The organism is Nitrosomonas sp. (genome assembly GCF_024282095.1).
Lineage (GTDB): Bacteria > Pseudomonadota > Gammaproteobacteria > Burkholderiales > Nitrosomonadaceae > Nitrosomonas.
This window is the reverse complement of record NZ_JAMWZS010000003.1, coordinates 65,012-87,359: the sequence shown is the minus strand read 5'-3', so window position 1 is coordinate 87,359 and position 22,348 is coordinate 65,012. Positions and strand designations below refer to the sequence as shown.

Below are 22,348 nucleotides of genomic sequence, written 5' to 3'. Positions count from 1 at the left end.
TTAATTCCTCACTTTTTCAGACTTATGGTTGTCTTGCAACAACCCGATCCCAAGTATCGCCATACCAATAGAAACCAAAGGATTCAATACATTCAACAAGGCATATGGCGCATACTCCAGCGTAGGGACCCCAAGCGTCGCCACATAGAAGGTGCCAGCAGTCGTCCAGGGAATGAGTGCCGTGGTCAGCGTGGAACCTTCCTCTACCGAGCGCGATAACACCGCCCTGTCCACACCTTTCTCCTGATAAGCCCCTTTAAAAAGCTGACAATTGAGAATGATCGAAATATAGGCTTCCCCCATCGCCATATTGCCAATCAGTCCGGATGCGATAGTAGTCGCTATTAATGTGCTGATGCGTCGAATGCGTACGATGATATGCATCAGCAGTACACGCAATAATCCAGTGTGATGCAAAATCCCGCCGAGTGCCAATGCCATGATCGATAGCAGCAATGTCCAAGCCATGCTGTAAATACCGCCACGCCCAAGCAGCGTGTCGATATTTTCTACGCCGGTGGTACCTGCGGAATTCAACCACAACGCATTGATCACATCAGTGCTTTCCTTGCCCTGATACACAACAGCAATCAGCATCGCCAGTGCAATACTGCACGCCATGCTCACTTCTGCGGCATAGCGTTTGATACTCAAACCGAACATCAGCAGCAAAGGTAATAATGTCACCCATAGATTCAATTGGTAAGCACCTGCCAATGCAGCACGAATCTCATCAAGTTGACTGCTCGGCAATACGTTGTCGCCATACTGCAGTCCCCAAACAATAAAGATAACCAGAACGATGAGTAATGTAGGCAAAGTGGTATACAACATGGAACCGATATGCCGGTAAAGATTGGTTCCGGCGCTCATGGCGGCGAGATTGGTGGTATCTGAAATGGGCGACAACTTATCGCCAAACGTAGCACCTGAGACGATCATGCCTGCCACCAGCGGCAGCGGGATACCCATTGCATCCCCGATACCGATCAACACCACGCCGATCGTTCCGACGGTACCCCAGGAAGTACCGGTAGCAACCGACATAAAGCTGCACAATATCAATCCCGCCGCCAGAAATATGCTCGGACTCAGCAGATCCAGCCCGTAATACAGCAAACTCGCGATAGTGCCGCTTTGCATGAAACTGGCGATCACCATGCCGACCAACAGAAAAATATAAATCGCCGGCAGCGCCTTGGTGATGCCGTCGTCCATCATGCCGCGAACTTCGGCAAACGAATAACCCAGCCAGCGCGCTTGCAAACTCGCCCAGATCAACGCCAAAAAGATAAGCGCGTGAATACTGACCGCATACACAAACATGCCCAACGAGATCAGCAAAAACACACCGGCAAAGCAGATAATCGCTTGTAATAAGGATGGCGGTCGCTGCGTGGTCAATAATTCTTCCAATGGTGAATCGTTTTCAGCCATTAACGCCCCTACTTCTCCGGCTTGTTCTCAAACAATGCGACCAAATCGCCATAGCCCATCGCATGCAAATCCTCTTTTTTAATAAACTTCAATGCAGCAGAATTGATGCAATAACGCATGCCGGTAGGTGATGGACCGTCATTGAAAACATGACCTAAATGACTATCCGCATAGCGACTGCAGACTTCGGTACGAGAGACCCATAATTCATTGTCTTTTTTGAACTGGATATATTGCTCGTCAATCGGCTGATAAAAACTGGGCCAGCCGGTACCCGAATCAAATTTATGAATCGACGCAAACAAAGGTTCACCGGATACAATATCCACATAAATCCCTTCTGCTTTATGATTCCAGTATTCATTCTGAAAAGGCGGTTCGGTACCCGCTTTTTGCGTCACCTGATACTGTAATGGAGTCAGATCTGTTTTTAGTGACGCAGGGTTTTTTTTAAAACTCTTGTAGGTATTCGCCATAGCGGATTTTCCTTATTATCAAAAATAACCATCAATATGAAATTTAAAGGCACGATTACACATTTATCACAAAAAGGCCTGGGCGTTGTCAAAAATATCCAGAATAATATTTCCTATTTCGTTTATGGCACGTGGCCAGGCGATAGCGGCGAATTTGAAGTGATCGACAAGCCACTCAACAATAAAAAATTCGCCTACGCAAAATTACTTCATCTCACCCAACCCTCTGCGTACAGACAGATTCCCGCGTGTCCATACGCCAGTCTGGAAGAAAATGCCTGCACCGGTTGCCCCTGGATGATTGCCGATTATACAAGCCAGCTCGAACAAAAGAGGAGTCGCTTTGTTTACGCCATGAAAAGAGTCGGATTTGATACGGCCTCATTAGCCATTGGTTCCATTCATCCTGCTCCGCAGTTATACGGTTATCGCAATCGATGCCAGGTCAAAACAGACGGTGTGAAACTGGGGTTTGTGTCCGAAAACTCATATCAGATCGTTCCCATCAATGATTGCATGGTACTCAATGAGAAATGCCGGAATCTGCTGAAAATCACCCGCCAGTCTCTACCCAACAGCGCATGGCACGCGGATTCCGGACACAATTGGCAACTGATTGAACTGGATGACGACATGCAAGCCGATGAGATTCGCAGTAACCAAAAGCGTCCTTTCAAGCAAGGCAATACAGCACAAAACGAATGGATGCAGGCTTGGCTCAGAGAAAAACTCGCAAATAATCCGCAACCGGGCAAAGTAGTGGAATTATTCTGCGGCTCCGGCAATTTCACACAAATCATCGCCGAATCCGATTGCACAGCCATTATCGCTTACGAATCAGAAGCCGGCGCAATCCAGGCACTCAAAGCCAGAAATCTCGCCAAAGTGATGCCTCAGACTGTTGATCTTTTTGATCCTGTTGTCTGGAAAAAATTGAAAAAAAATGTCAGCGATGCAGAAACTTTAGTACTTGACCCACCTCGCGCCGGATTAAAAAAACATCAGGGATTTTTTACCAGCTTCATCGCTTTAAAAAATATTTACTATATCTCCTGCAACCCGGAAACCTTCGCCCGTGACGCCTGGTTTTTCAGCCAAAACGGCTGGACCATCAGCGATATTCAGCTTGTCGACCTGTTCCCACATACACCGCATGTCGAAGCGCTGGCAGTATTTACCAAAGCTTAAATGGTCGATTGCGCACGCAGGTAGGAGTTCCAATGGCGACGCTTTCCATTATTCAGCACCACTTGTGGCAGCTCGTTGGATATGCTGTATCATTAAATTCTGAGCTTGCGTAATAAAATTGCAATCAATTTAGATTACATTCGCAGGATAGCGTGCAACTGAAACCAGCTGCTATTGCATTATATCAATAGCGTGTAGTGCACTCAGAAGTACAACAACTCGTCGAAGTTTTTCTATTTTATGTGAGGTAAATAAAATGGCAATTGTTAACGGTACAAACTTTAATGACAACAACACACTGCAATTCAATGGCGTTATCCTTCAATTCTTTCCTCAATTAGACGGAACCAATGGCAACGATATTATCTCTGGCTTTCTTGGAACAGATATTCTACTTGGCTTCAATGGAAACGATACATTAGACGGCGGTGCCGGCGCTGACAACATGAATGGCGGTGATCAGAATGACACCTACTTTGTAGATGATTTAGGAGATATTGCTGCAGAATCCTTCAATGATGCCTTGGGCGGTGTTGATACGGTTAATTCTTCCGTCACTCATACTCTGGGCTTTGGTATTGAGCACCTTAATCTGACAGGCGCTGCAGTTATTAATGGTACAGGCAATGGCAACAGCAATAATATCACCGGCAACTCAGCCGCCAATACGGTAAGAGGCTTAGGCGGTAATGATACTCTTGCCGGTTTGGGTGGCAATGATCAGCTGTTTGGTGGCTCCGGAAACGATACTTTGATCGGTGATGATGGTAACGATATTCTCCGAGGTGAAGCGGGCAACGATATCCTGCGAGGTGGCAATGGCGACGACATCTTGGCTGGCGGCCTAGGTAACGATACTCTCTTTGCTGGTCTCGGTGCCACTGATCATTACCTATTCGACACCACGCTGAATAGCGCCACTAATGTAGATACTATCAGTGGCTTTTTCGCACCCGTCGATACGATTCGATTGGACAATGATATTTTTACCAGTTTTGGATTACCGGGAGCAATTGCGGCAGGTAATTTCCGTGCAGGTCCCGGTGTTGTTGCTGCCGATGCTAACGACTTCCTACTTTACAATACCACGACAGGCGCCTTATCGTATGATGCCAATGGTAATGGTGCCGGTGCAGCAATTCAATTTGCCAGCTTAAGCGGAGTTCCACCCTTATCAGCGGCTGATTTCTTGATAGTGAACTGATTTCTTGATCATCTAAGCTAACCCAAACACTCCGTCGCTGTCGGCGGCGGAGTTTGCATGTGCTAATTTAAACAGCAATAGCGTTTCACAAAAGAGAAACGAGATAGATGGAGTGGATTTATTGAAATAATCTGATAAAATAGCATCTATGTTGCGGCAATAAGTCGACTTATTGTTCTGTTCCTACCCTCTTCCGCAGCCATTGTCAGTTCTTGTTTTTACCTAAAACTATTAGAGTTAATTTGCTGAAATAAAGAGCATTCTCAAGAAGATTGCAGCTTCTCAAATTAATTTTTCTTAACATCAAACTAATACCTCGTCACCTTCACTACTTATTCACATCTTTTATATTAATTTTTCACTATTTATTCACATTTCTTATGTTAACTTGTCGGTGTACTTGTTGGTGTAAGGGATATTTAAATCTGCGCTGTACGGTATAGAAATAATCCTTCAAATACTGATAATTATATTAAGAAAAAACTAGAATTAAAAATGCTTAATAAAAGCCCAAACTCCTAGTTTTAAAAACTAAACACAAACACTTCCAGTAATAAAGGTAAAGATTCCATGGGGATACTCAGTATATTACTTTGGATGCCTGCGATAGGCATTTTATTTCTGGCGTTAACACCAAAACAGAACATCAATCAGATTCGATTCATCGCAAACCTGTTTGCAACAATTGCTTTTTTGATCAGCTGCTGGCTAGTTGTTATCTATAACATACACGATAGCGGCTTGCAGTTTGAACAGCAATTCGTACTCAACCCAAAGCTGGGTAGCCACTTTGCATTAGGCGTTGATGGTCTGTCATTACCCATGGTCGCTTTGGCATGTTTGCTTACTTCCATTGCGCTACTGGCCTCTTTCAATATTTCTAACGGTACCAAGGGTTATCACATCTGTATCCTGCTACTCGAATTTGGGATGCTGGGTGTGTTTCTTTCGCAAGACTGGACCTTATTTTATATTTTCTGGGAAGTGACCTTAGCGCCGCTATTCTTACTGATTGGTCGTTGGGGCGGTGTACGACGTCATGTGGCGAGCCTTAATTTTGTACTCTATACAATGGGTGGCTCGATTTTTATGTTAATCAGCTTGCTTGCGATCAGTCAGTATATGCCACCGCACGGCGGCACACTGATGTCGTCCATGAGCGTAGCAGCGCAAAGCATGCCTAAGAATGAGCAAGTATGGGTATTAATAGGATTCTTGATCGGCTTTGGTGTCAAGATGCCTATTTTCCCAATTCATGGTTGGCTCCCTTTAGCACACGTAGAAGCACCCAGTCCAGTCAGTATCCTGTTATCCGGCATTTTATTAAAAATGGGTGCTTATGGATTAATCAGGGCAGTCGTGATGCTACCCGAAGCAGCGCAGGTACTGCAGCCCGTTCTTGTTTTCCTGGCATTATTTGGTATGGTTTATGGCGGATTATTAGCCTGGCGACAGATTGATCTTAAAGCCATGGTAGCCTATTCCTCTGTAAGTCACATGGGCGTAGTACTTCTGGATATAGCCACGTTGAACTTAACCGGATTCATCGGTGCTGTCTTACAAATGACGGCTCATGGCTTAATAGCGGGCGCCATGTTTTTACTGGTGGGGCTGCTCTATGAACGAACTCATACCCGCAACATCCTGGACTACAGCTCTTTGGTTGAAGTCATGCCACGCTTTGCTCTATTCATGACCATCACCTTATTCGCTGCCATGGGCTTGCCGGGTACAGTCGGATTTTTTGCCGAACTTCATGCATTCCTTGGTGGTTTTCAGCAATGGGGTTTCCTGATGATCTTTCTGGGCTTAAGCATCGTCATTAGTTCAGCATATGCAATGCGCACCATTGGCATGCTATTTACAGGCCCTGTAAAACCGCAAATGCGTGAAATTGAGGATTTGCGAACACCCGAGCTATTGGCAGCGGGCATACTGGTTGCCAGCATTGTATTTTTTGGTCTATGGCCGTCGCTTTTAATTGATTTATCAACGGCAACCATTACTCAGATGAGCGATATTATCAGTCAACGTATTCAATAGGATTAACAATGACAATAAAAGGACACTCTGAATTTTCTGATAAGAAAGAGCAAATATTAGCTTATTTGGATCACTTAGATCATCTCTTGCCTGGACAAGCGACTATACGTGAATTTGTCCACCACAACACTATCCATGGTTTTCAGCACTTACCATTTGAAGAGGCCGTCAAAGAAGTTGAAACATTAACGGGCATTCACGGCTATCTCTCAGACGAACGCAACCGTGCGCTATACCAGAAAGGGTCCATTACCGATGAGGATCTGACCGCTGCTATCGCGCATGATCCGGAATTACGTGCTGATCAAGTGGTTTGCAAATTGGCGCAGATGACCATCACACGCAACGATATTTATCGCGTGGCACTACTATGTGATTTGCAGGGCATCTCTGCCAGCCAATTAAATTGGCAAATCGAGGAACTGAATGCATTGCAAAAAATTCAACCCGATGTGCCTGACGCTGTACGCAAAAAACTGCTTGCAGGTGATGCCGATGAAGCCGTTGCCATTAAACAGATTTGGGACCTCATTTTAAGTAAGCTGAATTTAGAGCAATCCTCATTACACCCCGAAAACATGCTTGATTTATCGGAAGAACAAGCAAAAACATGGTTGGAAAGAATCCACTCCGCCCAAGCGGTTAGCGATAATTTGTTGATTCACCTGAAAATGCGTGAGGAAGCTGAAGTCAAGCTCAATGAGATGCTGGCACAATTGGGTGACAGTATAACCATGCGCGATTTTATAAAGGCGCTCACTGGAATAGACATTCTGTATTCAGTCCGCACTAAATTAATACGCATCTGCGCATCTGCTTTGGATGAAGGCGTATCCGCATGGAAATTACCCGGTTGCGGAGAGGTTGGACTGTATGCTGCTTGGCGATCAGTTATGCACTATGATGCCAATCCATTTTTACATGACTTGCCTGATTGGCAGAGAGTTATCTCAGAAACTCCGACAGATCCTGTTGATTGCATCATTATGCAGCTGACCCATTTAGAAATTCCCGAAGAAAAGTGGGAAGGATATTTACGTTTGCTTGCATTTGATTTGCCGGGTTGGGCAGGCATGATTAACTGGCGACAACATCGTCCGCATTATCTTCCTGACAACGGTCCCTCAAAAGTACACTTGGCCGATTATCTCGCTATCCGATTGACGTTAGATCGACTATGGCTTTATCAAGCCTGTGAAGATATCTGGAATATTGATGCACGAGTGGGCGCATTACGATTTTATTTTCAGAAAAATCTCTCGGAATTCATGGTACGGAAGTTATTCTATCATGGGGATTTACCGGAATACCTGACTAATTCGGTTAGAAATCTGCTGTTGCGTACCAGTTCAGAGCGGTATAAGCAATCAGAGTGGCAGGATCTCGCTGATTTAATCTGGACGTGGCAACACAGTCCGATGGTAGAAGATAATATTAGCCATAATGCGTTCAACGGCGGTTGGCGATTACTCCGCTTATGCCAGCATCTGGGGGTAAATGCAATGCACCTCCAGCATGCTCAGCAAAAAGACTTGCATAGCATGCTGGCGGTTCTTGATGAATTTACTGCTGATCAACGTGGCAAATTGTGGCTGTATGCTTACGAATATCATTACAGAGAAAATTTCTATCAAGTCTTACATGCAAACCTAAAACGTGGACGCTGGGCTAAGCGCGAGCAGAGACCACAAGCACAAGTTGTCACGTGCATGGATGATCGTGAAGAAAGCTTGCGTCGTCAATTGGAAGAAATTAATCCAACTATCGAAACACTTGGTGCTGCAGGGTTTTTCGGTATTCCAATGAATTACAAGGGAATCGACGACATAAAAATAAAAAAACAATGTCCTCTGCCCGTAACTCCCGTCAATGAAGTGAATGAGATACCGAGAGAAGGCACCGATCGTGTGCTGCAAGAACATACCATCGGTTATCGCCTTTATAAGAAGCTAGCCTATTTAATGAATCAGTCACTGCGACGCAGCCTGATTTTCTCACATGCGGTGATTGACGCACTGGCACCCATTGTTTTCTTTGGCTTATTGGGCAAAGTATTTCTACCTAAATATACGCTGGCAATTAATAACACGCTGCGCCGAAGTATCGAAAAACAAGTCCCTACGCGGTTAATGTTCACGGCACCAGCGTCAGATACTGCCGCAACACCGGATAATCCTCGTGTGGGTTTTACTGATCAAGAACAAGCTGACAAACTCACTGTATTTATGCGTACAACAGGCTTGTCCTATGGTTTTGCGCCCATTGTTGTGCTGTTTGGGCATGGTTCTACCAATCAAAATAACCCGCATGGATTCGCTTATAACTGTGGCGCTTGCAGTGGCAAACGTGGCGGCCCCAATGCACGGTTGTTTGCTGCTATGGCAAATCGTCCAGAAATCAGGGCATTGCTAGCGCAACGCGGTATCAATATTCCAGAGGATACCTGGTTTGTCGGTGCCGAACATGATACCTGTAGCGATGAATATACCTGGTATGACGTGATCGATATTCCCCAGCATGCATTATCAAATTTTGAAGCGGTCAAGAGGGATTTAATCAATGCAGGTAAAGCTTCTGCTCATGAGCGCTGCCGCCGTTTTGCCTCAGCCAATAATCCCAAAACGCCTGAGGAAGGAAAGCAGCACGTTTACTTACGCGCCAATGATTTTTCTCAGGCTTTCCCCGAATATAATCATGCCACCATCGCGGGGGCTATCATAGGCCGGCGTTCAGTCTCTCAGGGTACATTTCTGGACCGCCGGGTTTTTCTGATTTCATATGACCCAACGCAGGATGCCGACGGCAAGCTGCTTGAAAATCTATTATTGGCTGTTGGTCCAGTTGGTGCCGGTATCAATCTTGAATATTATTTTTCCACAGTCAACAACGATTATTTTGGCTGCGGCACAAAGGTTACACATAACATTACCGGTATGTTTGGCGTGATGGAAGGCACCACAAGTGATCTGCGTACGGGCTTATCCAAGCAAATGGTCGAGATTCATGAACCATTGCGCCTACAAGTTCTTATTGAAGCCAAAACTGAAATTCTCGGGCAAATATATGAGCGCCAGGCGGTTATTCGTGAGCTGGTCGGAGGCGGTTGGATATTGTTAGGTGCCATGGATCCCGATAGCGGTGAAATATCGATATTCGAACGGGGGGTTGGTTTTGTGCCATGGCAAGCTGAGAAAAGACAGGTACCAATTCTTGAATCATCAGTATCCTATTATCAGAACGAGAATGAGCCGTTGCCACCTGTTCTGATTAAACAACCCGAGCGGATGGAGGCATAACATGGATTACTTAGCTGCATTAATTCCCCTGGTACCGCTATTGGTTGCACTGCTGATTGGTGTAAATTTTTTGATTTCTCAAAATATCGATAGGCGATATGAAAATATCATGTCTGTCATGGTAAGAATTGCCATCATATCAGCCTGCTTGCTTGCCATTGCTTTAATGGTCTCAGATTTTCTGGGTAACAACAGTGGTTCATTTAACGTTGGACAATGGCTAGGTAGCGAATTGCTCAATATCGAAATGCGCTTTGTTACCAGCGGATATAGCGTCATCGTCGCCGCACTGTTTTCAGTAATTCTGGTTATCATTATCCAATTTTCGACCTACTATCTGCATCGAGAAAAGGGATTCATTCGTTATCTTTTTATTTTCAGCTTGTTTTCTACCGGCATGATGCTGATATCGCTGTCGGGTAACGCAGTGATCACTTTTATTGGCTGGGAAATTGCCGGTTTATGTTCTTATCTCTTAATTTCCTATGCATATGATCGCCCAATCGCAACAATTAATGCCACGCGTGTTTTTGTTACCAACCGTGTTGGCGATGCCTGTTTCATTTTTGGAATCGCTTTAGCCTTTCACTATGCAGGAACCACCAATTGGGCAGATCTGAATTCGAAGGCAGAGCTCGTCATGCCCACATCGCATGCGACGGTCATTGCATTGTGCTTCGCCATTGCAGCCTTCACCAAATCCGCACAACTGCCCTTTTCTCCATGGTTAGCCAGAGCAATGGAAGGCCCCACACCTTCAAGCGCCGTGTTTTATGGTTCGGTAATGATACATTCCGGAGTATTCCTGATCATACTGTTGCAACCCCTCTTTGAACGAGCACCTTTTGCAATGATATTGTGCGTTATAGTCGGTTTGCTGACTGCCATCTATAGCTTCATTGTCGGATTAACCCAAACTGATGTAAAAAGCTCCATCTGTTTCGCAATTACAGGCCAGATAGGATTGATGTTTATTGAATGTGGCTTAGGTTTTTGGGAGCTTGCGAGCTGGCATATGTGTGCTCATGTCATTATGCGTGGGTATCAGGTTTTGACTTCGCCATCCCTGGTACTTCACGCCAATGGCAACCCCATGCGGCCGGTTTCACGAGATTTGGCTCATTTGCGCTGGTTGTACAACTCATCGCTGCAACGCTTCTGGCTTGACCCTATCATAGATCGCGCATTAGTAAGGCCGACTTATGGATTAGGCCGGGATCTGGATTATTTTGACAACTACTTTATCGACCGTGCAGTAGGATCACCTACTTCGCGCGACGCAATATCAACCCTGGCTCAACTGGAACAAAAAATCAAAATTGCGCGTTCAGGCTATGATGCGACTGAATTTGGTCGCGGCAAAGGTATCGCCGGAAAAATTTTTGAGTGGGTAGCCAGTGCAATGAGTTGGTTTGAGGAACGATTGGTGCTACGTGGGGTTGGTATAGAAATGGTCGATATCGGTAAGCAACTAGGACATCTGGCGAATTCATTTGAAAAATTAATACTTAAACCACGCTATCTTGTTGTGTTTGTTCTTGTGGTGTTATTGAGTGCATCTTCGATATGAGGATTAAATGGATACTGTAAATATTACGCTTTGGTGGGAAACAGCGATGTTCCCACTGCTAACATCGATGACGCTGATCCCATTGGTAGCAATGATTGCAGTTTTATTGTCGCCAACACGAGCTATTGCGCTACGCATCGGTTTCGCAGGAACGATACTTACTTTTTTACTGAGTATTTATCTACTGCTAGTTTTTGACACTACTAAATCAGGCATTCAGCTGTATGAACAGGTACAAAATATTATTTTTACTTATACGGTTGGTGTAGATGGCATCAGTGTTCTGTTCATCCCATTGACAACCATCTTAACATCCTTGGCTCTGATTTATACATTGACAACACGCCGTTCCGCTTCAGACAGAATTTATATTGCTGCACTACTGGGATATGAAGCGATTTTAATCGGCGCGTTTGTTGCAATGAATGCTTTGCAATTCTGGTTTTGGTGTCTACTGGAATTAATCCCGGTTGCGATACTCACTATACGCTCCGGTACCGGGCAGAATCGGCGCTGGGTTGTCGCCCTTTTACTACAGCACTGGGGTAGTGGATTACTAATGGTTCTTGCCGGGTTCTTGATGCTTGGATTTAGCATTATGGGTTCAGGAGATACATTAACATTTGACTGGCTGGCTCTGCAGCAAAGTGATTCTTCAGTGGAATATGCCACACTGACTTTTTTCCTATTATTTTTTGGATTTGCTATTCGGATGCCATTATTCCCGTTTCATGGATGGTTGCCGGTACTGGCAGAACAAGGCACTGTCGCTAGTGTAGGGATCTTATTAGTCAGTTTGAAATTGGGTGTTTATGCGGCCATTCGATTCCTAATACCCATTCTCCCTGAGACTTCAGAACAATGGTCCTGGCTGGTATTGATATTTGGATTGATTGGAATCTTATATGGTGCCCTGCTTGCGCTCATGCAGATCAACATCCGTCGCCTGTTGGCTTTTGCTGTCATCAGTCAAACAGGAATACTGGTCATTGGAATCTTTGCCTTTAATCGTTATGGACTGGAAGGCAGCATGCTACTTTCAATTGCTTTTGGATTAGCAGCAGCAGGTATGCTATTTAGTATCGGTATGATCTATAAGCGTACCAATACCTCAATGATTCCGCGTCTGGGTGGTATGTTCGATGCTAACGCGGGGATAGCTATCTTATTCGTTATCAGTGCATTAAGTACCATGGTCATGCCCGGTACCCCGGGATTCGATGGCATTCATTTATTAATCGAAGGTTCCATCAAGGAGCATGGCTGGTTTGTTTCCATCGTAGTGCTGATCGGTAACGTTTTGGCAGCAGCGCTATTGTTGCGTGCTTTCCAGCAGATTTTTATAGCCACACCTAAACGTTTTCAGGGACCCTTTTTATATTCCCCCAAACCAATTGTGCTGTCATCACCTATCAATGAAACAATCATTGTTGCAGTGATTTGCACCTTGCTGATTGGTATTGGTTTCCATACTTCACCTTGGTTACATATTATTGACCAAGGTGCAGGCTCCATCAAAGAGTTGCATCCCACTCCCGCAAAAACATCGTATTCCGACAGTAAAACGATGTTGATTATTACCAAGGATAATTAGAATGAGTGAAGTCGATTTTCCATTGCTTAGTTTTCTTATTTTCTTTCCCTTATTGGGAGCAATTATCGTTGGCGCTACGCAGAGCACCGGCTTGGCCAAATTGATTGCACTGCTGTTTTCTGGCTTAGAATTGATCTTGGCACTCTTCGTGGTATATTTTTTTGATGCTTCTATTGGTGATTTTCAACTGGTCGAGAAATATAACTGGATACCACAGCTTAAAATTGAATACATGATTGGTATAGACGGTATTTCTTTATTATTCCTGCCGTTATCAGCGCTATTGACACTCATAGTGATCCTTGCTTCATGGAACTCGGTTCAACACAATCCGCGCTTTCATTTTGCATTATTATTAGCATTGCAAGGGATTACTGTCGGGGTATTTTGTTCATTAGATTTGGTATTGTTTTTCTTATTTTGGGAACTCACGCTGCCCCCTTTCTTCTTTTTAATCGGCTTGTGGGGTATCGGCTCGCAACGACGTGAAGCGGCGATGAAATATACATTATTCATGTTAGCCGGCGGAGTCGCGTTATTACTCGCTATCACTCTCCTGGCTGCAAACCACGCCTTTCAAATAGGTAGCGATATACCTCAAGGCTTGTCATTCAGCTTGCCAATTTTGTTGCAAACTGTATTACCGGATGATGAGCAAAAGTTAGTTTTTCTGCTTTTGCTATTCGGTTTCGCTGTCAAAGCACCACTCGTTCCATTCCATACTTGGCTGCCTACCGTTGCTATGGAGGGCCCGACTCATATCGTTGCGATATTAGTGGGTCTAAAGCTCGGTGTTTACGGCATTCTGCGCTTTACCATGCCGCTTGCGCCTGTTGCAGCCGTTGAATTCAGTTGGGTAATCAGCCTTTTTGGTGCCATTACACTGATTTATGCTGCACTGATTGCGTTACAGCAAACCAATCTGCGGCGTTTACTGGCTTATGCCAGTGTAAGCCACGTTGGATTGGTCATTGTCGGAATTGCCTCACTAACGATGCAAGGGGTTCAGGGCGCAATTTTCCAATTACTCAACTTCACACTCATTGCCAGTGTGCTCATGCTGATTTCAGGATTTATCCATCATCGCCTGGGTAGCACGGATGTTATTCACTTGGGAGGTCTTGCCAAAGTGATGCCGCGTCTAACCTGTGTTTATTTTTTGTTTGCGCTAGCAAGTATCGGCGTACCCGGAACCAGCGGATTTCCAGCAGAATTTTTAATAATTATTGGTGCATTGACTGTCAATGCTGCATTAGGGATTGCCGCCTTAATCGGTGCGGTCCTGGGTGCCGGTTATATGCTATCTTTTTCGCGGCGCGCCTTCCTCGGTCCAATTTCACATGCTGATGCAAAACAAACGCATGATTTACAGTTACGAGAACTCGCTTTAGTATGCATCCCGACACTATTGATTCTGATATTTGGTTTTTTCCCAGATGGTATACTAAAATTGAATCAAGTTGCCGCCGAGGTATGGTTATCTCGGCTAACTATGCAAACACCCTAAACTTTACATATAAGATAAGGAAAACAATAATGGATAACATGAGCACCGGGATTGATTACCTGCTTAATTTAAACGCACGGCACTCGCAAGATTTCATGGATTTGGCTACAGAGAGACGCAGGTATCGAGGAGAACATCCTACTGAAATAGCGGCACTTAAATGTATGGATGGTCGGTTGCACTTACCGGTTATGACACAAACTGCACTTGGGATCATTCAACCATTTCGTAATCTTGGCGGTATCTTTAATTTGGGCTGGCCATTCTTCCAGGCGGCTATTGATCAATGGGTGGAATATTCCATCAGTCGTGGTCGACATTGCTTAGTCTTTGTCACTTATCATTTTGCGCGTGGCGATACTCACCGGGGTTGTAGAGGATTTGGTTATGACACCGATGCTGCCAGAGTTGCAGCGATAAAGCTGAAAAATCAATTTGATTCTGTTTATGGTAAAGGTGGCGCTGTAGTGCCCATCGTGTGCGGAATCGAGACCGACTTGGATGCCTTGATCCTGCACGGTGAGAACGGTCGTTTTATTGATCTGGCAAATACCAAAGAATCTTCTCAACTCGAATTGGAAGAAATGCTTCGCTCACTCTATCCGTCTATGCCTGAACGAGTTACTCGAGATTTCTTACCGTTAGTACGGGGAAATATCAAACACATTGCGGAGATCCGTGCTTCCAATAGGCCCATTGAAGAAGCCGAACACAAAGAATGGGTACTGGGAGTTGGGCGCGGTTTTGACTGGCTACATGTTATCAATACCGCTTTTATCGTCGGACCGTTTGACCCCAATCTTTCGGTTGCCATCGAGACCGCTGCAAAACTCCTGAAAAATAACATTGACGACGGCCGAATTGATCCAAACGGTGTCGTGCTACTGACTTCAGGTGTCTACAGAGATGAGGCCGGCCCTGAGTACCATCTAGCTAAAGAAAAAGCACAGTTTCTCAGCAAATTTGCACTCAACATCATCAAGGATAAGGTGCCTGATTTGGCGCCTCATTTGCAAATACTTACTGGATGTACCGATTTAAATACCAGAAAATTTGAAATGATAGAGCGGCTTGGATAAAACTCTCTAAACATTTTCAGTTGCTTAGATCATATCTAAAAGGGAGAATACTATGGGGGTTTTTGACTGGCTGTCGGGTCCTTCTAACTCTAAAAATAATGAAGAAAGTAAGGATAATGAAATCAACACAGAAGAGCATGTCAGTAAAGATATTGCAAGTACGCGCGATGTGACAAATACTGGGATTGATTATCTACTTAATTTAAATACACAACACTCTCAAGCCTTTATGGATCTGGCTGTTGAGAGACGCAAGTATAGAAATGAGCATCCAACTGAAATAGCAGCACTTAAATGCATGGATGGTCGATTGCATCTACCCGTTATGACACAAACTACACTGGGGATCATTCAACCATTTCGTAATCTTGGCGGCATATTTGACTTAGGCTGGCCATTTTTTCAGAAAGCGATTGATCAATGGGTGGAATATTCCATCAGTCGAGGTAGACATTGCTTAGTGTTTGTAACCTATCATTTTGCACGTGGCGATACTCATCGGGGTTGTAGAGGATTTGGCTATGACACCGATGCTGCCAAAGCCGCAGCGATAAAGCTGAAAAATCAATTTGATTCTGTTTATGGTCGAGGTGGCGCTGTAGTACCCATCGTGTGCGGTATCGAAACCGACTTGGATGCCTTGATCCTGCATGGTGAGAACGATCGTTTCATTGATTTGGCAAATACCAAAGAGTCTTCTCAGCTCGAATTGGAAGAAATGCTTCGCTCACTCTATCCGTCTATGCCCGAACGAATTATTCGAGACTTCTTACCGTTAGTACGGGGAAATATTAAACACATTGCGGAGATTCGGGCTTCCAACAGACCCATTGAAGAAGCCGAACATAAAGAATGGGTACTGGGAGTTGGGCGTGGCTTTGACTGGTTGCATGTTATCAATACGGCTTTTATCGTCGGACCGTTCGACCCCAACCTTTCGGTTGCCATTGAAACCGCTGCAAAGCTCCTGAAAAACAATATTGACGACGGCCGAATTGATCCAGATGGTGTGGTACTCCTGACTTCAGGTGTTTACAGAGATGAGACCGGCCCTGAGTATCGCCTAGCTACAGAAAAAGCACGGTTTCTCAGTAAATTTGCACTCGATATCATCAAAGATAAGGTTCCTGATTTAGCGCCTCATTTGCAAATACTTACTGGATGTACCGATTTAAATACCAGACAGTTTAAAATGACAGAGCGACTTGGATAAGACGTTTGTTTGATTTGAGTTTTATCTTTGTTATTTTCAGAAAGGAGGTAATAACTCTATTTATAATCATACAGTAAACATATAAAACTACTAAAAACTGATATCGCACATATTATGTAAGATCTATCAATTTACGTTATTCGAACGAAAGGAGAAGTACCATGGGTTTTTCTGATTGGATTTCGAGTCTTTTTGGTTCTAAAAATAGTGAAGAAAATACAGGTAGCGAAGATGGCATAGAAAGGGATATTAGTGACGATGTGAAGAACGTGCATGATATTGATATTCATGCCAAGGATGAAACACATGATGCAGTTTACAGCAACGAGCAAATACAAAACGAATCTGAAATAGCTGTACCAGAAATTGAAGAACGAGAAACTGCAGAAACAGCTGCGCAGCAAGACGCGTAGCAGGTTTTGTAGCGATTCGCGCGGTTAATTTCATCTATATACCTTATCGCAAGAGTGCACGAGATAACTGTTTATCATTTAAAGTAGTAATCTTACGAAATCTGTGATGATAACTATAAAACAGATGAGGAAGTTAACGGCTATGTATAACCATAGCGCTCTCGCTAAATAGGAATATTTACAACCTAATAAGCATGGGAGCAGAATACACACTAAAGCTGTGAGTCATACAGATCAGCAATGCTAATTCAGAAAAACAGCATTTAACAGTAATCTTACATAGAATCAAATTATTAGCAATTAGCATGCACTTATACGATACTATGCAGATAACAGTACTTTTGCGCTTCCACTAGCAATTATCAGCTAATGAAAAATACAAGTTGCAAAAAGTATCGGAGTGAAAGCAGTGTCAATGCTTATCATTAGACCACATTGACACTATTTGAGCTTAGGGAAAGTCTATGCAGAAATTCTCATTGAAGAATGATATGTTCTCTTCTTTAAAACACCACGTATTGCAGTAATTATAAGATAGCCCAGAAAAACTGTTACTCCGAGAATAATATCCATTCCCGCCCAGTTTATTACCGATTGCACTATTGAAGATATAGGCATAGCACCAAATAAAATTAAGCCGATTACTGGCATAATGCCAAACAAAATAAAACTCACTTTGACTGCCGTGCTAAGAAAAAAATGACTTGTTTTCATATTAATCTCCTATACCTATATGAAAAGTAAATTAAAGCTTTTTAAAGTTTCCAGTAGAAAACTTATAACTTCACACAAAGTTTACATCATTCTCACAGAATGTTCACAATATTTCTAAAATAAACTGAATTATGATGAGTCTTATATTCGTATTTTCTGCGAGTCTTAAATGGCCGTCAAAAATCAGCAGATCTTCTTTCTTCAAATAACAAAGAAGCCATTGGTGTAACTTGCTAAATTAAATGGCTACTTGGAGTGTTTCCAGTACACAAGAAAAGTATGCAATCAATTCAATTAGCGAAGACCTATGATAAGTACGCAAACAATGCAATTTTCCACGGCTGTTATTCAAATTCTTCATTTGTATTAATCATGAACAAATTGCTAATCTGGCGAAAGCAGCATATGCACAACCGCATTCATAGTTAGATGGCAACAATTTGCTTCGGAAGCATGAAAATTAACTCAGGAAAAATTACTTATGGCGCAAGATAACAATTCACCTGATCAATCTACACCACAATCCAAGCAAACAGACCGTAAAAAAAAGATACAAATTCCAATATCAAACTCAGCCGCATTTCAGGTTAATTTCTTTTTCCGGGATTTGCAGGCAGGAATTATTACCGGCGCAATGGCGATTCCATTGACAACCGGTATTGCGATGATGTCAGATTATCCCATCAAAGTTGCACTCGCTACTGTTGTTTTAGCATGTTTTGTCGGTTGGATTAATGCCTGGATCAGGCCGGGAAACTATATTGGAGCACCTGGCGTAGCGGCTGGTTTAGCGCCCGTTCTTGCATTGGGTGTCGCAAGCTTCGGGATAGAAAATATGGCCTTTGTCATTTTTTTGACTGCATTTATGCAAGCCATCATCTGGAAATTCGATTTACAGAAATATATTCTCCTGGCGGTACCCGAATATCTGGTTGAAGGTCTGTTAGCCGGTGTAGGGCTGAAGATTGCCATTAATTTTTTTGCCATGACTTATGAAATACCCGAAGGATTGGCATCCGAAGTATTCTGGAATGGCGCACGTACCCAAATGGTTTTGATATCCGTCGCAGGATTTGCTGTTTTCATCTATCTCTTTACCAAATTCCAAACGACACAACCCGCTATCCCCTACTTTGTATTGATTATCGCTGGAGCGCTTTTAGCCCAATTGATTACCATGCCTATGTTGCATGTGGAAGATGTGCCACTTAACCTGTCATTACCACTGCCGCATTTTGACAGCACATTAACCTGGCTATATGTCATTGGTTTTGCGGCCATGCTGGCCATTATTGATGTCATTGAACAGGTTATGAGTAATGCAGCTATCCAAAAAATAGATCCTTTGCAGCGCAAATGCAATACCAATAACAGCTTATTGGCTATCTGGATTGCCAATATGGGATCAAGCTTCTTTGGCGGCATGACCAACCTGGATGGTGTCGCCAAAAGCACCACCAATAAACTAGCGGGTGCCTACACCAAATTTTCCGTGCTGGTCATCGGCTTTGTGATTCTTTTCTTTGTAGTGAATACACAATATTTGGAGTACCTACCTAAATTTTCCCTAGCGGTCATCATGATCTTTACCGGTTGGAAAATGATGATGGGGTTATTGCATGTAGCTCATCAAGGTCAATATGCAATGATATTGGCCATGCTTTGTGCCCTGCTTGTTTATCGGCTTGGTATTTTTGAAGGATTATTATTAGCGCTGGCAATGCATGGAATCGTCAATTACATTGTGCTGCATCATGTACACAATATGAAAAGTAGAGCGATTATCAAGAAATATCTTGAACGATTTGCCGGTGAAGGTGGGGCGGATTAAGGATTATTGCTGGTCAGATTGAGTCAGGCTGTGCCGTGCAGGCAAATCAAGAATGGCTCCTGCATTACTGCTTGAGAATACCTTTTCAGCCGCTTGCTGCCACGGCAGCCAAATGTGATTGAGATGTTCTCTTGCAGCGACTCTTACCGGCGTTACGCCCGGCAAACATAATCCAAAGACATGCTCGGTATTGAATCTCACATCAGGCGCATAACGCCAGCGCCATTCTTCATATATTTCGTATTGGTTCTCAATGTGCCAATCGGTCAGTGCATAATCGGCAGCGTTTAGGCCGGTCTCTTCAGAAACTTCGCGTACTGCGGTCTGATACAGCGTTTCACCTGGATTCTGGCTGCCCGTCACCGATTGCCAGTAACCCGGGTGATCAGCTCGCTCCAATAATAATACCTGCAAATCCGTAGTATGAATCACAACCAGAACAGAAACCGGTATTTTGTACATCAGAACAACCAGCTATCTATCAACTCGGTTTGGTTTCAGTTTGACGCAGGCGAATATTCAATTCTCTTAATTGCTTTTCATCCACCGTGCTGGGTGCATGGGTCAACAGGCATTGCGCACGTTGTGTTTTAGGGAAAGCGATCACGTCACGAATTGATTCCGAACCGGTCATCATGGTCAAAATACGATCCAGGCCGAACGCAATGCCACCATGCGGCGGCGCACCATATTGCAATGCTTCTAACAGAAAACCAAACTTCTCTTGCGCTTCCTGCTCTGAAATATTTAACGCACGGAATACTTTGGATTGAATATCCTGACGATGAATCCGCACCGACCCTCCGCCAATTTCTGAGCCATTCAGAACCATATCATAGGCTTTGGAGATGGCATTACCCGGATCTGTTTCCAACCTATCCTCATGCCCATCGGCGGGTGAAGTAAAGGGGTGATGCAGCGCCTGCCAGCGATTTTCTTCCTCATCGCGCTCAAACATTGGGAAATCAACCACCCATAACGGTTTCCAGCCGGATTCGGCGTGACCGTGCTGGTGGCCGATTTTGATACGCAAAGCACCCAGAGATTCATTGACGATTTTGGCTTTATCCGCACCAAAGAATATCAAATCACCATTCTTTGCGTTGGTACGGGCAAGAATGGTTTTAATCGTTTCTTCCGGCAGGAATTTCAGAATCGGCGATTGCAATCCTTCCACGCCATCGGCCAGATTATTGACTTTGATATACGCCAAGCCTTTGGCGCCGTAAATCGCGACAAAATTGGTATAGTCATCAATCTCCTTGCGCGACAATTCCCCGCCTTTCGGCACACATAACGCCGCCACGCGGCCGTCCGGCTTCTCCGCCGCTTCACGGAATACCTTGAAAGTCACATCTTTCATGATGTCGGTCAATTCTGTAAATTCCAGTGGAACGCGCAAATCCGGCTTGTCCGAACCGTATTTGAACATCGCCTCAGCGTACGTCAAACGCGGGAATGGATTGGGCAAATCCACATTACTCACGGTTTTAAACAGGCCGCGAATCATTTCTTCCATCAGTGACATAATTTCGTTCGCCGACAGAAAAGAGGTCTCAATATCGATTTGGGTAAATTCCGGTTGCCGGTCCGCACGCAGATCTTCATCGCGGAAACAGCGGGTGATCTGATAATAACGATCAAACCCGGACACCATCAAAAGCTGCTTGAACAATTGCGGCGATTGCGGCAACGCAAAAAAATGACCGGCGTTGACCCGTGACGGCACCAGATAATCCCGTGCACCTTCCGGCGTGGATTTGGTCAACATCGGTGTTTCAATATCCAGGAATCCATGTTGATCAAGAAACACGCGCACCGCCATGGCAACCTTATGGCGCAAGCGCAGATTGGATTGCATCGCCGGACGCCGCAAATCGAGATAGCGATGTTCCAATCGCACCACTTCGCTGATATTGTCATCATCCATCAGGAAAGGTGGCGTTAATGAGGCATTTAACACGTCAATGTCTGCCACCAGAATCTCAATCTCACCGCTGAATAAAGACGCATTAATGGTTCCTTCAGGACGTCTCCTTACTTTGCCGCTAATTTTCAGTACAAATTCATTGCGTATTTTTTCTGCCGTTTGAAATGTTTCCACATTGTCAGGATCGCAAACGATCTGTACCAAGCCTTCACGGTCACGCAAATCAATGAATATCACGCCACCGTGATCCCTGCGCCGGTGCACCCAGCCAAAAAGTGTAACGGTTTGATCAAGATATCCGGCATTAATGGCGCCACAGTAATTTGTACGCATAGTTCTGTTCAATAGTCTGAAGTGGTGGGATTGATGATTTTTTCTTTGTTATACCGCAATGTTGTTGCGATAAAAATTTGTTGAGTCGATCACATCGCGGGCTAGCAATTAATCAGCCGCTGCAGTAGAAGTCGGTTTGCTTTCTTTACTTGCAGTTGTATCCGCAGCAACAGGTGCTGCCGACTGCGCACTCTCTGCGCTTTCTGTACTTGCTTTGGCAGCTGGCTTGGTATCCGTCTGTTTTGCTTTGTTATTCTTGAAGTCGGTAACATACCACCCGCTGCCTTTCAGTTGAAATCCTGCAGCGGATATCAACTTGGTATAGTTACTGCTGCCGCAAACAGGACAAACAGTAATGGGTGCATCGCTAATCTTTTGCAAGTGTTCTTTCTCGGCACCGCATGAATTGCAAAGATATTCATAAATTGGCATAGAGACCTCCAACAATCCAATATTGAGAAATCGGGAATTATACCTGAACCGGCTTTCTTTTAAGAACTTAATATGGCAAGGTATGCTG

At 44.2% G+C, this 22,348-nt stretch carries 17 protein-coding genes; 11 read left to right on the top strand and 6 right to left on the bottom strand.

Translation table 11 applies throughout. From position 1 onward, the window contains the following. Together nhaC and msrB are read right to left on the bottom strand one after the other, a co-directional pair. Positions 1-1,437, bottom strand: a complete 1,437-nt coding sequence (gene nhaC / locus Q0K92_RS01880) for a Na+/H+ antiporter NhaC (protein WP_297324111.1) — start codon at positions 1,435-1,437, stop codon at positions 1-3. An 8-nt stretch (positions 1,438-1,445) separates the two neighbouring features. Beyond that, the gene (gene msrB / locus Q0K92_RS01875) at positions 1,446-1,913 is read right to left on the bottom strand and encodes a peptide-methionine (R)-S-oxide reductase MsrB (protein WP_297324110.1); all 468 of its coding nucleotides are present in this window, start codon (positions 1,911-1,913) and stop codon (positions 1,446-1,448) included. A 36-nt stretch (positions 1,914-1,949) separates the two neighbouring features. Here msrB and Q0K92_RS01870 point away from each other — a divergent pair, with 36 nt between their 5' ends. The 10 genes from Q0K92_RS01870 to Q0K92_RS01825 all read left to right on the top strand — a co-directional run bounded on the left by Q0K92_RS01870 (position 1,950) and on the right by Q0K92_RS01825 (position 17,020). After that, entirely contained in the window at positions 1,950-3,101 is a 1,152-nt protein-coding gene (locus Q0K92_RS01870) for an RNA methyltransferase (protein WP_297324109.1), read from the top strand. A gap of 256 nt (positions 3,102-3,357) precedes the next feature. Continuing rightward, positions 3,358-4,305, top strand: coding sequence for a calcium-binding protein (locus Q0K92_RS01865; protein WP_297324108.1), 948 nt, complete (start codon positions 3,358-3,360; stop codon positions 4,303-4,305). Positions 4,306-4,875: 570 nt separating this feature from the next. Then, complete coding sequence (locus Q0K92_RS01860; RefSeq protein WP_297324107.1) at positions 4,876-6,348, top strand: NADH-quinone oxidoreductase subunit M; 1,473 nt, start codon at positions 4,876-4,878, stop codon at positions 6,346-6,348. An 8-nt stretch (positions 6,349-6,356) separates the two neighbouring features. Further along, a complete protein-coding gene (locus Q0K92_RS01855) occupies positions 6,357-9,644 on the top strand; it encodes a DUF2309 domain-containing protein (protein WP_297324106.1) in 3,288 nt (1,095 codons plus the stop codon). Between the two features lies 1 nt (position 9,645). Next, the gene (locus Q0K92_RS01850; protein ID WP_297324105.1) at positions 9,646-11,214 is read left to right on the top strand and encodes a proton-conducting transporter membrane subunit; all 1,569 of its coding nucleotides are present in this window, start codon (positions 9,646-9,648) and stop codon (positions 11,212-11,214) included. Between the two features lie 7 nt (positions 11,215-11,221). Next, positions 11,222-12,808: an NADH-quinone oxidoreductase subunit M gene (locus Q0K92_RS01845; RefSeq protein WP_297324104.1), complete on the top strand. Its 1,587-nt coding sequence runs from the start codon at positions 11,222-11,224 to the stop codon at positions 12,806-12,808. 1 nt (position 12,809) lies between these two features. Continuing rightward, on the top strand, positions 12,810-14,315 hold the full coding sequence (locus tag Q0K92_RS01840) for an NADH-quinone oxidoreductase subunit M (RefSeq protein WP_297324103.1): 1,506 nt from the start codon (positions 12,810-12,812) through the stop codon (positions 14,313-14,315). 29 nt (positions 14,316-14,344) lie between these two features. After that, the gene (locus Q0K92_RS01835) at positions 14,345-15,394 is read left to right on the top strand and encodes a carboxysome shell carbonic anhydrase domain-containg protein (protein WP_297324102.1); all 1,050 of its coding nucleotides are present in this window, start codon (positions 14,345-14,347) and stop codon (positions 15,392-15,394) included. Positions 15,395-15,446: 52 nt separating this feature from the next. Beyond that, on the top strand, positions 15,447-16,607 hold the full coding sequence (locus Q0K92_RS01830) for a carboxysome shell carbonic anhydrase domain-containg protein (RefSeq protein ID WP_297324101.1): 1,161 nt from the start codon (positions 15,447-15,449) through the stop codon (positions 16,605-16,607). A 161-nt stretch (positions 16,608-16,768) separates the two neighbouring features. Then, entirely contained in the window at positions 16,769-17,020 is a 252-nt protein-coding gene (locus tag Q0K92_RS01825) for a hypothetical protein (RefSeq protein WP_297324100.1), read from the top strand. 462 nt (positions 17,021-17,482) lie between these two features. Here Q0K92_RS01825 and Q0K92_RS01820 read toward each other — a convergent pair whose 3' ends face one another. Next, entirely contained in the window at positions 17,483-17,734 is a 252-nt protein-coding gene (locus Q0K92_RS01820; RefSeq protein ID WP_297324099.1) for a hypothetical protein, read from the bottom strand. Between the two features lie 481 nt (positions 17,735-18,215). Between Q0K92_RS01820 and Q0K92_RS01815 the strand changes: the two genes are divergently transcribed. Continuing rightward, positions 18,216-19,565, top strand: coding sequence for a SulP family inorganic anion transporter (locus Q0K92_RS01815; protein WP_297324098.1), 1,350 nt, complete (start codon positions 18,216-18,218; stop codon positions 19,563-19,565). Positions 19,566-19,568: 3 nt separating this feature from the next. On the opposite strand, the gene nudB is transcribed toward Q0K92_RS01815, so the two are convergent. The 3 genes from nudB to Q0K92_RS01800 all read right to left on the bottom strand — a co-directional run bounded on the left by nudB (position 19,569) and on the right by Q0K92_RS01800 (position 22,260). Next, entirely contained in the window at positions 19,569-20,027 is a 459-nt protein-coding gene (nudB, locus tag Q0K92_RS01810) for a dihydroneopterin triphosphate diphosphatase (RefSeq protein ID WP_297324097.1), read from the bottom strand. 19 nt (positions 20,028-20,046) lie between these two features. Continuing rightward, positions 20,047-21,828: an aspartate--tRNA ligase gene (gene aspS / locus Q0K92_RS01805; protein WP_297324096.1), complete on the bottom strand. Its 1,782-nt coding sequence runs from the start codon at positions 21,826-21,828 to the stop codon at positions 20,047-20,049. Positions 21,829-21,936: 108 nt separating this feature from the next. Beyond that, entirely contained in the window at positions 21,937-22,260 is a 324-nt protein-coding gene (locus tag Q0K92_RS01800; RefSeq protein ID WP_297324095.1) for an FmdB family zinc ribbon protein, read from the bottom strand. Positions 22,261-22,348 lie beyond the last annotated feature (88 nt).